Origin of the sequence: Pseudomonas sp. BF-RE-21, assembly GCF_019947305.1 — a bacterium.
Lineage (GTDB): Bacteria > Pseudomonadota > Gammaproteobacteria > Pseudomonadales > Pseudomonadaceae > Aquipseudomonas > Aquipseudomonas migulae.
This window is the reverse complement of record NZ_JAGYGF010000001.1, coordinates 26,560-40,396: the sequence shown is the minus strand read 5'-3', so window position 1 is coordinate 40,396 and position 13,837 is coordinate 26,560. Positions and strand designations below refer to the sequence as shown.

The window sequence follows — 13,837 nt, the reverse complement described above, 5'->3', positions numbered from 1 at the left end:
GTATCCATCCTTTGCATTAGAGAACGGGTTCGGGATGCTCCCGTAACACCGTCAGCAAAGCCGTGGCACTCGCGCCACGACAATCCACAACTGTTTGGGCCCCGGCGGCACGTGCCAGCTCGGCGACCCTGGGGCTTGGTACAAACAACGGCAACTGCGCCAACTGTGGCCAGGCATCGCCGGCCAATTGATACAGATGCTCAAAACCCTGTCCACTGCTGACCACCAGCCCGTTCAAGCGTTCCGCCTTGATCCGCTCAGGCAGTGTTGCCGGCGGATACTGTGGAAGCTTGCGGCGATACAACTCCAGATAGTCGACACTAGCACCAAGCTCGCGCAAACGCTCAGCGAGTAACTCGCGGCCACCCTCCCCACGCAGGATCAGCACCCGTGGATCAGGCTGCTCGACAGCCTCGCGCAACGACGCAAGCTCCAGCAAGGCTTCGCTGTCATCACCCTCGGCCGGGAAACTCACGTCCAACCCGTGTTCATCAAGGATCTGCGCCGTCGCCGCGCCTACGCTGAACCACTTCAGGCGCGGTGCTTGCGGCCAGTACTGGTCGACCAGGTCCACCGCGATTCTGGCGGCGGGCTTGCTGACCACAATCACGGCGCAATAACGATCCAGATCCTGAATCACCTGGCGCATTGTGGCAGAGGCCGGAATCGGTTCAATTTCCAAAAGCGGCAAACTGCTGCTGAAAATCCCCGCTTCGGCCAACACAGCGCTCAGCGCCGCCGACTCATCCGCCGGACGCGTCAGCAGCAGGCGCCAGCCCGTCACTCGTGACCTGCCTCACCGTAGACCGCTTTCAGAATGTCGTTGGCACCCTGGCTCAGAAGGTCTTCGGCCACTCGCACACCCAGTGCTTCGGCATCGGCGCGCGGTGCACGGGCTTCGGCGCTGAGCAGCAGACCGCCGCTCGGATCGCCCACCAGGCCACGCAACCAGATCTGCTCGCCTTCCAGCACGGCGTAGCAGGCGATCGGCACCTGGCAACCGCCATTCAGATGTTTGTTGAGGGCACGTTCGGCGGTGACACGGGTGGCGGTGTCCTGATGGTGCAGCGGCGCAAGCAAGGCGTGAATTTCGCGGTCGGCGGAGCGGCATTCGATGCCTACGGCACCCTGGCCCCCGGCCGGCAGGCTGTCATCGACGCTGATCGCCGAGGTGATGCGATCCTCGAAGCCCAGTCGAATCAGGCCGGCCGCCGCGAGGATGATGGCGTCGTATTCGCCGGCATCGAGCTTGGCCAGGCGCGTGTTGACGTTACCGCGCAGGAAGCGGATTTCCAGGTCCGGACGACGGGTCAGCAACTGAGCCTGACGGCGCAGGCTGGATGTGCCGACGATGCTGCCTGACGGCAATTCGTCCAGGCTGGCATAGGTATTGGAGACGAAGGCATCGCGCGGGTCTTCTCGCTCGCAGATGCAGAACAGACCGAGGCCTTCCGGGAAGTCCATCGGGACGTCTTTCATGGAATGCACGGCGATGTCGGCTTCATTTTCCAGCAGCGCGGTTTCCAGCTCTTTGACGAACAGGCCCTTGCCGCCGATTTTCGACAGCGGCGAGTCGAGCAGCTTGTCGCCACGACTGACCATGGGCACCAACGTCACGAGCAGCCCCGGATGGGCCTCTTCCAGACGGGCTTTGACGTATTCGGCCTGCCACAGGGCGAGAGCACTTTTGCGGGTGGCGATGCGGATTTCGCGAGAGGACATGGATCAATCCGTACTGAATAGATACGGCAGATAATAACAGCTCAACCAAATCCGCTTTGACTTGAATCAGGAATTGCCTGGCCTCCCTGGCCCCGGACGTCCGGCAATCGGGTGAGAAGTTCGCCTGCGGGTGGCGAATTAAAGCTGTTGCATCATTTTGCGCACACCGGCCACATGGCGTCGGCTGACGATCAGGGCGTCACCGTTCAGGCCTTTGAGGAACAGCTGAAAATGCCCCAGTGGCGTGCGTTGCAGGCGTTCGATGCGTTCGCGGGCGACCAGGGCGTTGCGGTGGATCCGCACGAAACGGTCACCGAATTCATCCTCAAGGGCCTTGAGCGGCTCATCCAGCAGCACTTCGCCGCCTTCATGGCGCAAGGTCACGTATTTGTGATCCGCAATGAAGTAGACCACCTGCCCCAACGGGATCAGTTCAATACCTTTACGGGTACGGGCGCTGATATGGCTGCGCGGGCCGCTGCCGGTTTCGGCGGCGGGACGGGTCAAAGCCGCGAGCTGGACGCGATTGGGGCGTTCGGCTTTTTTCAACGCGTCATGCAATTGTTCTGTACGCACAGGTTTCACCAGATAGCCTACGGCGCTGGCCTGTAAGGCTTCCACGGCAAATTCATCGGGACCTGTGCAAAACACCACGGCGGGCGGGGTTTCGCGTTCGCACAATCGTGCAGCCACTTGCAGGCCATCGAGGCCCGGCATGCGGATATCGAGCAGCACGATATCCGGTTTGTGGCTGTCGATCAGTGCCAACGCTTCTTCGCCGTTCGTGGCGCTCGGCTCCAGGACACTGTATCCCTCGAGTTCGCCGACCATTCGGCTCAGGCGCTCGCGGGCAAGGGGTTCGTCATCAACGATCAGGACATTCATATTGCGCTGGATTCCTGCGTGAGTCTCGCACAAGGATAGCGTAGACAGGTGAAGTGACGTCTGTCACCGCGATCCACGCTAAGACTAGCGCGAGGGCCAAAAAGTGCCGCCCGTCCGACTGCTAAATTTTTATTTGCCGGGCAATTGGCGGTTGGCGAGGCATCGCCGTAGGGTTTGCTGATACACAATATGAACACCCCCTCTTCTTATCGTCCGCTGCAGCGCCAGGAAGTGCGCTGATCCTACTGTCCAACTGTAGACGGTTGCCGGCACGTTATTGCTCAATTGAAAAATATCGTTGCGCAATTTCCACAATGCCTGCCTTGAGTATGGGTCGACGCATGAGAAAAAAACGTGTCGACCAGTGTCAGCGACAGGATTGGCAACCCTGTTATTATCCGCCGCAGCTTTCAACGCCATCTTTCTTCAGCCGATACGAGCGAATTCATGAGCACTGACAAGACCAATCAGTCCTGGGGCGGCCGCTTCAGTGAACCCGTCGACGCCTTCGTCGCCCGCTTCACCGCCTCCGTCACTTTCGACCAGCGCCTGTATCGCCACGACATCATGGGCTCGATCGCCCACGCCACCATGCTGGCCAAGGTCGGTGTGCTGACTGATGCCGAGCGCGACAGCATCACCGATGGCCTGAAGACCATCCAGGGTGAAATCGAGGCCGGCCAGTTCGACTGGCGCATCGACCTCGAAGACGTGCACATGAACATCGAGGCGCGTCTGACCGACCGCATCGGCGTGACCGGTAAAAAGCTGCACACCGGCCGCAGCCGTAACGACCAGGTCGCCACCGACATTCGCCTGTGGCTGCGTGACGAGATCGACCTGATCCTGGGCGAAATCACCCGCCTGCAAAAAGGCTTGCTGGAACAGGCCGAGCGCGAAGCCGGCAGCATCATGCCGGGCTTCACTCACCTGCAAACCGCGCAGCCAGTGACCTTTGGGCACCACATGCTGGCCTGGTTCGAAATGCTCAGCCGCGACTACGAGCGCCTGGTCGACTGCCGCAAGCGCACCAACCGCATGCCGCTGGGCAGTGCCGCGCTGGCGGGCACCACGTACCCGATCGACCGCGAATACACCGCGCAACTGCTGGGCTTCGACGCCGTGGGCGGCAACTCGCTGGACAACGTGTCCGATCGTGACTTCGCCATCGAGTTCTGCTCGGCCGCGAGCATCGCGATGATGCACTTGTCGCGGTTCTCCGAAGAGCTGGTGCTGTGGACCAGCGCCCAGTTCCAGTTCATCGATCTGCCGGACCGTTTCTGCACCGGCAGCTCGATCATGCCGCAAAAGAAAAACCCGGACGTGCCAGAGCTGGTTCGCGGCAAGACCGGTCGCGTATTCGGCGCACTGATGGGCCTGCTGACCCTGATGAAAGGCCAGCCATTGGCCTACAACAAGGACAACCAGGAAGACAAGGAACCGCTGTTCGACGCCGCCGACACCCTGCGCGACTCGCTGCGAGCCTTTGCCGACATGATCCCGGCGATCAAACCCAAGCACGCAATGATGCGCGAAGCGGCGCTGCGCGGTTTCTCCACCGCCACCGACCTGGCCGACTATCTGGTGCGTCGTGGCCTGCCATTCCGTGACTGCCACGAAATCGTTGGCCATGCCGTGAAGTACGGTGTGGAAAGCGGTAAAGACCTGGCGGAAATGAGCCTGGAAGAGCTGCGCAAGTTCAGCGACCAGATCGATCAGGACGTGTTCGCCGTGCTGACCCTCGAAGGTTCGGTGAACGCCCGTGACCACATCGGCGGGACCGCTCCGGCGCAGGTCAAGCAGGCGGTGGCTCGCGGCCAGGCGTTGCTCGCCAGCCGTTAAACGGTCTCTGTAACACCTGAGCTCGATGGCTGAAAGGCCATCGAGCTTTTTTATGCTCAGGCTGTCGCGCGCCCAACGGCTCCCACCCGCTGCAAAAAGGCAGGCGCCTCGGCCAGCCGGTCAGCGGCGACTTTTTGTACATTCGGGTTATCCGCCAGGCGCTCCAGCAACGCTTTGGCGCCGGGCATGTCGTCGAGGAAATCGACGTTGAACAAACGCTTTCCGACGTCAACAGCCAGATCGACGCTGTAAAGAAAGTACAAATCGGCCAGGGTGAACTGTTCGCCCGCCACGTACGGTGCAAACCGCGCCCGGTGTTTCAGGGCGGCAAATCCCTTGATCAGGTCTCGCTCGGATTTGGCCTTCAGCGCCTCGGGGGTCGGCCTGCCACCAAAGAACACCTCGACATAACAGACTCGCGCCGGCAGTTCGATATACAACTCGATCTCCTTGGCCAAGGCTCGAACGCCTGCTCTTTCAAACGGCGTTTGCGGCAGCAGTGAAATGCCCGGTTGAGTCTCTTCGATGAAATCGAGGATCGCGTCCGTTTCGCTCAAGAACCCTTGTTCGGTTTCCAGTACCGGCACTTTCCCGCGTGGGCTGACTGCCAGGATGTCCGGGTTCTGGCATCCATGAAACGGAACCGTTTCAAACGGCACGCCTTTCTCCAGGAGTGCCAGTTTGACCATGTTGAAATAATTGCTGGCCGCAAAGCCATACAGTTTGAGCATCGTCGGGTCTCCTTGACCGTGGAGGTTTCCTGATCGGAAACGATCGATGCTCAAAGTAACCAATACCCGGGGCCGTGGAAGAACCCGGTTATTACCGCGTAAGACGGAAATGCCTGAACGGTCCGTCGGACAAGGGCGACGGCCATATGGGACAAAAGATTGCGAATCTTCTGACACACAATGGCCGCCACTTCTTTATTTCTTGGACGCCACCATCGCCAGGAACGCTGGCATCGCCGCATCCTTGTCCGCCGCAACCCGCTGCACGTTCGGGTTCTGCTCCAGGCGCTCGAGCAATGCCTTGGCCGCTGGCATGTCTGCCAACAGGTCAACACCAAACAGCTTGTGGCCCACCGCACAGGCCAGCGGCACGCTGTACAGGAAGTACAAATCCGCAATGCTCAGGCTGTCGCCTGCAACATAAGGGGCAAACTTGCCGTGCCGTTCAAGCGAGGCAAAACCCAGCAGCAATTCGGTTTTGGTCTTGTCCTTGATGGCGTCGGGTAAAGGCGAGCCGAAAAATGCTTCGCCATAACAGGCACGAGCCGGCAGCTCGATGTACAGCTCGATTTCCTTGGCCAGCGCCAGGACCTGTGCGCGCTCGAAGGGATCGCTCGGCAGCAGCGGCGTGCCTTTCTGGCTCTGCTCGATGTACTCGAGAATCACCGAGGTTTCGTTGACAAACCCTTGCTCGTCGCGCAGCACCGGCACCTTGCCACGCGGGCTGATGGCCAGCGCCTCAGGGCTCTGCCCCGCATAAAACGGCACTTCCTCGAACGGCAGTCCTTTCTCCAGCAGCGCCAGTTTCACCATGTTGTAGTAGTTACTGACGGAAAATCCATAAAGCTTGAGCATCACGAAGCCTCCAGGCCGTGCGGGGGTTGGCAGTGCCTGTTTATAGAACGCCCGGGGGGTTTCTCGCCAGCAGCATCACAGCGCTGAATGCAGGTAAACTGCCCGCCTTACCTTGAGGAGCCTGCCATGAGCGAGCCAACCGACATCGATAGCGACGAAGAAGAATTCACCGAAAATACCCTGATCGAAGCGATCGAAAACCAGATCGAGAGCGACAACCCGCCAGCCGCCAAGGCGACCTTCAACAAGTTGACCCTGGTGGGTTACGAGCGTGAGGAAATCCTCAACCTGATGGCTCACGTTTTAGCGGTAGAAATCGACGCGATCCTCGAAGAAGACCGCGCGTTCAACACCGAATGGTACGAAGCGGCACTGCGTGCCTTGCCGGAATTGCCGCCGGAAAAGAAGTAAACATTGCTCCAATGTAGGAGCGAGGCTTGCCCGCGAAAGCTCCACCGCGGTCCCTCTGAAACACCGCGTTACCGTTCTTCGCGGGCAAGCCTCGCTCCTACAGGTAATCAATACATCGTTCTTTTGAACCCTGACTACACTGGTACGCACCCCGCTGCCGGGGAATGCTTCCCGAAGAGAAAAAACCCTGTCGTGAGCACTGGACATGCCGCGCGAGTGGGATCACCTTAGGGGCGCTGTCGTCCAATTCCTAGAAAGTCTGGAGTCCTTATGTCGCTTACCCCTGAGTTGGTTGCCGAACTGGAAATCCTCGCACTCTTCAACCTGGACAGTTCCCAGGAAGGTTTGAAAATTCATCAGACCGCTGCCCCGAAAGCCATAGCTGCCGCTCAACGCCTGTTCGAAAAAGAACTGATTGACCAACCCGATGGCGGTTATCTGACCAGCCTGGGTCGTGATGCCGCGCAAAGTGTGCAAACCGTTCTCACCATTCTGAGCGTCCAGGAAACAGCCTGACCCACCGTATCGCCCACGGAAACCCCCGCTACGGGATTTCCGCGGGCACTCTTCGATACGAACTGTCGCCCAACGATAGAAATCTGACGCCAAAAAAACAAAATCAGCCTGAATATCCCGGGGCCGAGGCGCTAAACTGCCCCTCATCCTGAGATCCTCCACGTCCGAACCCAGCGAGCCGGTTTGAGCTGACATGACCCGCACCCATGAAATCCGCCCCGATCTGGACGAGGGAATCGACCGCAAGGTTCTCGGTCAGTTGCGCGCACGTTTTCTGAAACTCAACGAGGGCCGCATGGCGCGGGCCATGGAAGGGCTGTCGACCCGTCAGCAAGGGGTGTTGACCCTGCTGCCGCTGTTTTTCCACGTCAATCATCCGCTGTTGCCGGGTTACGTTTCCGGAAGCACCCCCGCCGGGCTGTCGAACTTCGAGCCTGACGCCAACGCCCTGGCCGAAGCCCAGCGCCTGACCCGCTCGTTTTCATACAAGCCGCGCCACGGCAGCAATCCACCGCGACCGATTCACGGCCTGTTCCTGATGGGCAGCCTCGGCACCCTGGCGCAGGCCGATCAAAGCGACATGGACGTGTGGGTCTGTCACGCACCGGACTTGAGCGAAAGCGAACTCAACGAGCTGCGTAAAAAGTGCCAGTTGCTCGAGACCTGGGCTGCGAGCCAGGGTGCCGAGGCGCATTTTTTCCTGATCGACCCGGCCCGCTTCGTGCTCGGCGAGCGGGACAATCAACTGAGTTCGGAAGACTGCGGCACCACCCAGCATTACCTGCTGCTGGACGAGTTCTACCGCACGGCAATCTGGCTGGCCGGCCGCACGCCCATCTGGTGGCTGGTGCCGGTGTACGAAGAGGCCGCGTACGACCGCTACACCCACACGCTGCTGTCCAAACGCTTCATCCGTGCCGACGAAACCCTGGACCTTGGGCACCTGGCGTACATCCCGCCCGGCGAATTCATCGGCGCCGGGCTCTGGCAGTTGTTCAAAGGGATCGAGTCACCCTACAAGTCGGTGCTCAAGCTGTTGCTGACCGAGGTCTACGCCAGCGAACACCCCAGGGTTCAATGCCTGAGCCTGCGCTTCAAACAAGCGGTGTTCGCCAACCAGCTCGACCTCGATGAGCTGGACCCGTACGTCGTGGTTTACCGGCGAATCGAGGAATACCTCACCGCCCGTGGCGAATATGAGCGCCTGGAGTTGGTGCGGCGCGCGCTGTATCTGAAGGTCAATCGTAAACTCACTGGCAGCAGCCGCACCCAGAGCTGGCAGCGCTCGTTGCTTGAACGTCTGGCCCACGAATGGCATTGGGATCAGCGTCAACTGGCGCTGCTTGATAGCCGTAGCCAGTGGAAAGTCCGGCAGGTCAGCTCCGAACGCCGGGCGTTGGTCAACGAACTGAATTACAGCTACCGCTTCCTGACCGAGTTCGCCCGCAGCGAACAGACCGTCAGCCTGATCAACAAGCGCGACCTCAACGTGCTGGGCCGACGCCTGTACGCAGCGTTCGAGCGCAAGGCCGACAAAGTCGAGTTCATCAATCCGGGCATCGCCCCGGACTTGGCCGAGGACACCCTGACGCTGGTGCATGCGCCAGACAAGAAAGAATCGGGGCAAACCCAGTGGGGTTTGTACAACGGCAGCCTGACCGCCCTCGAGTGGGAGCATTTCGCACCGATCAAGCGCAGCCGCCAATTGCTGGAACTGCTGACCTGGTGCCACCGCAACGGCGTGATCGATAGCAGTACGCGTCTGGCGTTGCATCCCGGCGACAGTGACCTGAGCGAATTCGAACTGTTCAACCTGCTCGGCAGCCTGCAACAGAGCATCGCCCTGCCCCTGCCCACGGTCGCCGAAGAACCGCTGCTGCGCGCCAGTGTGCCGAGCGAGGTGCTGATTCTGGTGAACGTCGGCGTCGATCCGCTCAAGCATCACCGCGACCTGAACATTCTGATGACCACCGAGCGCACTGACTCGCTGAGTTACGCCGGAGTCCGCGAGAACCTGGTGCTGACCCTGGATCAGGTCACGCTCAACAGCTGGAACGAGGTGTCGGTCAATCGCTTCGATGGCCCTCACGCCCTGCTCGACTGCCTGCGCGATTACCTCAACAACCTGCCGAACGGCCCACAGCAACCCAAGTTGCGGGTGCGTTGTTTCTGCCACAACCGCGCGCAGTTCATTGCGCAACGGGTCGAGGAAGTGATCGACACCGCGCAGAACCTGCTGCTGAGCAAGCTCAATCACCGCTACCTGATTCAGGTCCAGCAGCATTACCACGTGTTGGAATTGGTGCCGGGGCAGGTCAATCACGTCGCCCTCGCCACCCTGCCGGCGCTGTTCGACTACCTCGGCGAGGAGCTGGCGAGCTACAGCCCGCTGCACCTGGACCCAATGGCGCTGGAAGATCAGGACCTCGCACTGATTCTGCCCATGGGTCAGCCCGAATGCATTCAGGTGTTCTACCGGATTCAGGATGACCAGGCCGATCTGTACGTGCTGGATGAGTTCAATGCCTTGTGGCAGCAGCGCTTGCCCTATCACGACGAACAAAGCCTGCTGGTGCCGTTGCAACGCTTCCTGCAATCGATCCAGTACCGGCGCGATGCCTTGCTGCCGATGGACGCCGCCCAGCCACTGAGCCTCGACACGCTGTATTACCAACTGCTGCCGTCGGGTCCCGGACGAGCGCGCCGGGTCGAAGCCCGACTCGCGCCGCAAACTCCGGTCAACAAGCCGTTCTACGATGTGCAGGCGATCGTCGGCAAGGCCGCACCGGGCAAGGTGCAAGTCACGTTGTATTGCAATCAGCGGGAATTTTCAGAGCTGGAGCATGGCGACCAACTGTTCAGTGTGGTCGCCCGGGAAATCGTCGAGCAGCGCCGTGAAACCGATCGCTATCGCTGCTACATCACCGACCTGGACCTGTCGGGCCTGCTCGGTGATGGTCAGAGCTCAAGCAATTTGTACCTGCGCTACAAGGCCGATCTGGAGCGCGCATTGAATGACGCGCTCGAGCTGGTCTGAGGCAAGTTATTCCGGGAAGGGGCCGCCATTGGCTGGCTGCGATTCGACTTCAAGCAGGGTCAGCTTGAGGGTTTTGCCGCCCGGAGCGGGCCAATCGATGTGCTGGCCAACCTTCAGGCCCAGCAGTGCGCTACCGACAGGCGCCAGAATGGAGATCTTGCCTTCGTCCGCGTTGGCATCCTTGGGGTACACCAACGTCAGGTGATAGTCCTTGCCGCTGCTTTCTTCGCGGCAATGCACTCTGGAATTCATGGTCACGACATCGGCGGGCACTTCATCGTGACCGACCACGGTATCGGCGCGATCCAGTTCGGTTTGCAGCGCGATAACGCCCGGCAGCGTGTCGTCCAGGCTGTCGATCAGGCGTTCCAGACGTTGAACGTCCAGACGAGTAAGGGTGATGGAAGGTGCGGTCATGATAGAGGCAGACTCCTTTCTTCTGCACAGAAAAAGCAAAACCCCGCCAGAAAAAGGCGGGGTTTTCACGAGCCTCGATGGGTTGAGGCGTTTCTGGACACTATCACAGCTCAAAAAATATACAAGCAGGGCGCGATGGACCCTATTTTTCGGTAACGCCGATGAAACCTGTAGGAGCAGAGCTTGCTCGCGAAGGCGGCGTGTCAGCCAACATGGGTATCGACTGATGCGCCGCCTTCGCGAGCAAGCTCTGCTCCTACAGGTCTGTGCATCAAGCCAAGGATTTGCGTTGTATAGCCTGCGCGCAGATGACCCGCCGGCGCTCATCATCGGCCGAGCGCCATTCGCGGATGTCTTCGACATGGCGAAAACACCCCAGGCAGACCTTCTGCTCATCCAGCCGACACACGCCGCTGCACGGCGAAGGCACCGCCGGGCTGACATTGCTGTAAAGCGGCTTGGGCGGTCGAACAGGGGCCGGCTGGGTCACGATCTCACAGACCTTCGAAATCGAATTCAGCGCCGGCCTGTTGCTGGACGATGCGCTCAAGCATCTCGCCGAGCTGCTCTTCGCTCTTGTCGCACATCCAGCGCTCGCTCTCTTCGTCGTAGTCGAAGTGGAAGCCACCCGACACCGCCGCCAGCCACAGCTGACGCAGGGGTTCCTGGCGGCTGAAGATCAACTGAGTGCCGTTTTCGAACTTGACGGTGAGCACACCGGCCGAGCTCTCCAGATCGATATCCAGGTCGCTGTCGTCAAAGATGTCCTCCAGGGTTTGCTGGGTGGCATCGACCAGATCGTGGAAACGCGCTTCGGACAAACTCATTACGGCAACCTCAAAAAGTGTCTGATCAGGCTCAAGCGCCGCAAGATACGGGCGAGCCCCGGTGATTGCAAAGGATAACGACCAAGGGCCGATTTAGGTACACCTGTGGGAGCGGGCTTGCCCGCGAAAGCGGTGGTCCAGTCAACAAAGATGCTGAATGTGCTGCCCCCTTCGCGAGCAAGCCCGCTCCCACAGGGGTTGCGTGATACCGACCGGCATCTGGCAAGCCCCGCCGGACGGGACCCTGGTCGCATAGGCAAGCTGCCGGGTGGCCGGTATACTCCGGCGCAATTAACGCATTTTCAAGGATTTCGCCATGAAGCGCCTGATCTCTTCCTTTGCTGCGCTCGTCGCGGTTGCTTGTTTATTGTCGGCCTGTGGTCAAAAAGGTCCGCTGTACCTGCCTGACGATTCCCAGGACCCTGCCGAGCAGGCCCAGTCCTCGCAAAAGCAGCCGTCGAAAGCACACAAGCACGACGTCTACCAATAAGGGAACGCCATGGACGCTTTTAACTACCGTGACGGCGAGCTGTTCGCGGAAGGGGTTGCCCTGTCCGCCATCGCCGAACGCTTTGGCACCCCGACTTACGTCTACTCCCGTGCCCACATCGAAGCCCAGTACCTGGCGTATGCCGATGCACTGGCCGGCATGCCGCACCTGGTCTGCTTCGCGGTCAAGGCCAACTCCAACCTGGGTGTGCTGAATGTCCTGGCGCGATTGGGCGCCGGTTTTGACATCGTCTCCCGTGGTGAGCTGGAACGCGTACTGGCCGCCGGCGGCAGCGCCGACAAGATCGTGTTCTCCGGTGTCGGCAAGACCCGTGACGACATGCGTCGCGCCCTGGAAGTCGGCGTGCACTGCTTCAACGTCGAGTCCACCGATGAGCTGGAACGCCTGCAAATCGTCGCCGCCGAGCTGGGCGTTCGCGCACCGATCTCGCTGCGTGTGAACCCGGACGTCGATGCCGGCACGCACCCGTACATTTCCACCGGTCTCAAAGAGAACAAGTTCGGCATCGCCATTGCCGACGCCGAAGACGTGTACGTGCGTGCCGCGCAGCTGCCGAACCTGGAAGTGGTCGGCGTCGATTGCCACATCGGTTCGCAACTGACCACCCTGCCGCCGTTCATCGATGCCCTCGACCGCCTGCTGGGCCTGGTCGACCGCCTCGGCGATTGCGGCATCTACCTGCGCCACATCGATCTCGGTGGTGGCTTGGGCGTGCGTTATCGCGATGAAGAGCCACCATTGGCTGCCGACTACATCAAAGCCGTGCGCGAGCGTCTCGACGGTCGTGACCTGGCGCTGGTGTTCGAGCCGGGCCGCTTCATTGTCGCCAACGCCGGCGTGCTGCTGACTCAGGTCGAATACCTCAAGCACACCGAACACAAAGACTTCGCCATCGTCGACGCGGCCATGAACGACCTGATCCGCCCGGCGCTGTACCAGGCCTGGATGGACGTCACCGCCGTGCGCCCTCGCGCCACCGCCGCTCGTGCCTACGACATCGTCGGGCCGATCTGCGAGACCGGCGACTTCCTGGCCAAGGATCGTCAGCTGGCCCTGGAAGAAGGCGACCTGCTGGCTGTGCATTCGGCCGGCGCCTACGGGTTTGTCATGAGTTCCAACTACAACACCCGCGGCCGCGCCGCCGAAGTGTTGGTGGACGGTGATCAGGCATTTGAAGTGCGTCGCCGTGAGACGGTAGCCGAGTTGTTTGCTGGCGAAAGCCTGCTGCCGGAGTAAAACCATGCTGCTGCGTTTTACCAAGATGCACGGCCTGGGCAATGACTTCATGGTCCTCGACCTGGTCAGCCAGCACGCGCACATCCTGCCCAAGCATGCCAAGCAATGGGGCGATCGGCACACCGGCATCGGTTTCGACCAGTTGCTGATCGTCGAAGCGCCGAGCAACCCGGACGTGGATTTCCGCTATCGGATTTTCAACTCCGACGGTTCCGAAGTGGAACAGTGCGGCAACGGTGCGCGCTGTTTCGCCCGCTTCGTACTCGACAAGCGCCTGACCGCAAAACGGCAGATTCGCGTCGAAACCAAAAGTGGCATTATCGAGCTGGATATCCGCAGTGACGGCCAGATCAGCGTCGACATGGGCGCACCGCGCCTGGTGCCGGCCGACATCCCGTTCGTTGCCGACACTCAGGCGCCGAGCTACTCGCTCGACGTCGACGGCACCACGGTGGAACTCGCCGCTGTGTCGATGGGCAATCCGCACGCCGTGCTGCGTGTCAGCGATATCAACAACGCACCGGTGCATGAACTGGGGCCGAAAATCGAACACCACCCGCGCTTCCCGGCGCGGGTCAATGTCGGTTTTCTCCAGGTCATCGACCGGAACCGCGCACAGCTGCGCGTCTGGGAACGTGGCGCCGGGGAAACCCAGGCCTGCGGCACCGGCGCCTGCGCTGCTGCAGTGGCCGCGATCAGCCAGGGGTGGATGGATTCGCCGCTATTGATCGACCTGCCCGGCGGGCGTCTGTCCATTGAATGGGCAGGCCCTGGCCAACCGGTGTTGATGACCGGCCCGGCAGTCCGTGTATATGAAGGACAAGTACGTCTTTGAGTGAGTCAAACC

General features: G+C 60.6%; 15 protein-coding genes and 1 pseudogene. 7 read left to right on the top strand and 9 right to left on the bottom strand.

All coding sequences use genetic code 11. The annotated features are described in order from the left end of the window. Nucleotides 1–16: 16 nt before the first annotated feature. From KGB25_RS00190 to KGB25_RS30485, 4 genes and pseudogenes are all read right to left on the bottom strand, one after another. Complete coding sequence (locus tag KGB25_RS00190) at nucleotides 17–784, bottom strand: uroporphyrinogen-III synthase (protein ID WP_008040639.1); 768 nt, start codon at nucleotides 782–784, stop codon at nucleotides 17–19. Further along, entirely contained in the window at nucleotides 781–1,722 is a 942-nt protein-coding gene (hemC, locus tag KGB25_RS00185) for a hydroxymethylbilane synthase (protein WP_008040638.1), read from the bottom strand. Before hemC ends, KGB25_RS00190 begins: the two co-directional genes overlap by 4 nt. Nucleotides 1,723–1,860: 138 nt before the next feature. Then, entirely contained in the window at nucleotides 1,861–2,607 is a 747-nt protein-coding gene (locus KGB25_RS00180; protein WP_008024350.1) for a LytR/AlgR family response regulator transcription factor, read from the bottom strand. Beyond that, a pseudogene (locus KGB25_RS30485) lies at nucleotides 2,604–2,813 on the bottom strand (sensor histidine kinase); the annotation flags it as partial. The gene KGB25_RS00180 and the pseudogene KGB25_RS30485, both read right to left, overlap by 4 nt. Before the next feature lie 241 nt (nucleotides 2,814–3,054). Here KGB25_RS30485 and argH point away from each other — a divergent pair. After that, complete coding sequence (gene argH, locus KGB25_RS00175; RefSeq protein ID WP_008040637.1) at nucleotides 3,055–4,449, top strand: argininosuccinate lyase; 1,395 nt, start codon at nucleotides 3,055–3,057, stop codon at nucleotides 4,447–4,449. A gap of 56 nt (nucleotides 4,450–4,505) precedes the next feature. Here the strand turns inward: argH and KGB25_RS00170 are convergent, their stop codons facing one another. Together KGB25_RS00170 and KGB25_RS00165 are read right to left on the bottom strand one after the other, a co-directional pair. Then, the gene (locus KGB25_RS00170) at nucleotides 4,506–5,180 is read right to left on the bottom strand and encodes a glutathione S-transferase family protein (RefSeq protein WP_032832560.1); all 675 of its coding nucleotides are present in this window, start codon (nucleotides 5,178–5,180) and stop codon (nucleotides 4,506–4,508) included. Nucleotides 5,181–5,375: 195 nt separating this feature from the next. Continuing rightward, nucleotides 5,376–6,035, bottom strand: coding sequence for a glutathione S-transferase family protein (locus KGB25_RS00165; protein WP_223434010.1), 660 nt, complete (start codon nucleotides 6,033–6,035; stop codon nucleotides 5,376–5,378). Nucleotides 6,036–6,161: 126 nt separating this feature from the next. Between KGB25_RS00165 and KGB25_RS00160 the strand changes: the two genes are divergently transcribed. The 3 genes from KGB25_RS00160 (at nucleotide 6,162) to KGB25_RS00150 (ending at nucleotide 9,999) form a co-directional block, all read left to right on the top strand. Then, nucleotides 6,162–6,446, top strand: coding sequence for a hypothetical protein (locus KGB25_RS00160; protein WP_008024357.1), 285 nt, complete (start codon nucleotides 6,162–6,164; stop codon nucleotides 6,444–6,446). Nucleotides 6,447–6,716: 270 nt separating this feature from the next. Next, nucleotides 6,717–6,962, top strand: a complete 246-nt coding sequence (locus KGB25_RS00155; RefSeq protein WP_008024358.1) for a TIGR02647 family protein — start codon at nucleotides 6,717–6,719, stop codon at nucleotides 6,960–6,962. 193 nt (nucleotides 6,963–7,155) lie between these two features. Continuing rightward, on the top strand, nucleotides 7,156–9,999 hold the full coding sequence (locus KGB25_RS00150; RefSeq protein ID WP_223434009.1) for a class I adenylate cyclase: 2,844 nt from the start codon (nucleotides 7,156–7,158) through the stop codon (nucleotides 9,997–9,999). Between the two features lie 6 nt (nucleotides 10,000–10,005). On the opposite strand, the gene rnk is transcribed toward KGB25_RS00150, so the two are convergent. From rnk to cyaY, 3 genes are all read right to left on the bottom strand, one after another. Further along, nucleotides 10,006–10,416: a nucleoside diphosphate kinase regulator gene (gene rnk / locus KGB25_RS00145; RefSeq protein WP_008024364.1), complete on the bottom strand. Its 411-nt coding sequence runs from the start codon at nucleotides 10,414–10,416 to the stop codon at nucleotides 10,006–10,008. Between the two features lie 271 nt (nucleotides 10,417–10,687). Beyond that, nucleotides 10,688–10,906 carry a DUF1289 domain-containing protein gene (locus KGB25_RS00140; protein WP_081500210.1) on the bottom strand — a complete coding sequence of 73 codons (219 nt, stop codon included), beginning with the start codon at nucleotides 10,904–10,906 and terminating at the stop codon, nucleotides 10,688–10,690. A gap of 4 nt (nucleotides 10,907–10,910) precedes the next feature. Continuing rightward, a complete protein-coding gene (gene cyaY / locus KGB25_RS00135; protein WP_008024366.1) occupies nucleotides 10,911–11,243 on the bottom strand; it encodes an iron donor protein CyaY in 333 nt (110 codons plus the stop codon). Nucleotides 11,244–11,559: 316 nt separating this feature from the next. On the opposite strand from cyaY, the gene lptM reads away from it, so the two are divergent. Genes lptM through dapF form a run of 3 tightly spaced genes read left to right on the top strand, consistent with a single transcriptional unit; the run spans nucleotide 11,560 to nucleotide 13,825 of the window. Continuing rightward, complete coding sequence (gene lptM / locus KGB25_RS00130) at nucleotides 11,560–11,733, top strand: LPS translocon maturation chaperone LptM (protein ID WP_008040632.1); 174 nt, start codon at nucleotides 11,560–11,562, stop codon at nucleotides 11,731–11,733. Nucleotides 11,734–11,742: 9 nt separating this feature from the next. Continuing rightward, a complete protein-coding gene (gene lysA, locus KGB25_RS00125) occupies nucleotides 11,743–12,990 on the top strand; it encodes a diaminopimelate decarboxylase (protein WP_008040631.1) in 1,248 nt (415 codons plus the stop codon). A gap of 4 nt (nucleotides 12,991–12,994) precedes the next feature. Further along, nucleotides 12,995–13,825, top strand: coding sequence for a diaminopimelate epimerase (gene dapF, locus KGB25_RS00120; RefSeq protein WP_008040630.1), 831 nt, complete (start codon nucleotides 12,995–12,997; stop codon nucleotides 13,823–13,825). The last annotated feature ends 12 nt before the right edge of the window (nucleotides 13,826–13,837 follow it).

Coding starts and splice junctions, on each gene's coding strand:
- hemC (WP_008040638.1), bottom strand. CDS start 1,722: ATGTCCTCTCGCGAAATCCGCATCGCCACCCGCAAAAGTGCTCTCGCC.
- KGB25_RS00180 (WP_008024350.1), bottom strand. CDS start 2,607: ATGAATGTCCTGATCGTTGATGACGAACCCCTTGCCCGCGAGCGCCTG.
- argH (WP_008040637.1), top strand. CDS start 3,055: ATGAGCACTGACAAGACCAATCAGTCCTGGGGCGGCCGCTTCAGTGAA.
- KGB25_RS00170 (WP_032832560.1), bottom strand. CDS start 5,180: ATGCTCAAACTGTATGGCTTTGCGGCCAGCAATTATTTCAACATGGTC.
- KGB25_RS00165 (WP_223434010.1), bottom strand. CDS start 6,035: ATGCTCAAGCTTTATGGATTTTCCGTCAGTAACTACTACAACATGGTG.
- KGB25_RS00160 (WP_008024357.1), top strand. CDS start 6,162: ATGAGCGAGCCAACCGACATCGATAGCGACGAAGAAGAATTCACCGAA.
- KGB25_RS00155 (WP_008024358.1), top strand. CDS start 6,717: ATGTCGCTTACCCCTGAGTTGGTTGCCGAACTGGAAATCCTCGCACTC.
- KGB25_RS00150 (WP_223434009.1), top strand. CDS start 7,156: ATGACCCGCACCCATGAAATCCGCCCCGATCTGGACGAGGGAATCGAC.
- rnk (WP_008024364.1), bottom strand. CDS start 10,416: ATGACCGCACCTTCCATCACCCTTACTCGTCTGGACGTTCAACGTCTG.
- cyaY (WP_008024366.1), bottom strand. CDS start 11,243: ATGAGTTTGTCCGAAGCGCGTTTCCACGATCTGGTCGATGCCACCCAG.
- lptM (WP_008040632.1), top strand. CDS start 11,560: ATGAAGCGCCTGATCTCTTCCTTTGCTGCGCTCGTCGCGGTTGCTTGT.
- lysA (WP_008040631.1), top strand. CDS start 11,743: ATGGACGCTTTTAACTACCGTGACGGCGAGCTGTTCGCGGAAGGGGTT.
- dapF (WP_008040630.1), top strand. CDS start 12,995: ATGCTGCTGCGTTTTACCAAGATGCACGGCCTGGGCAATGACTTCATG.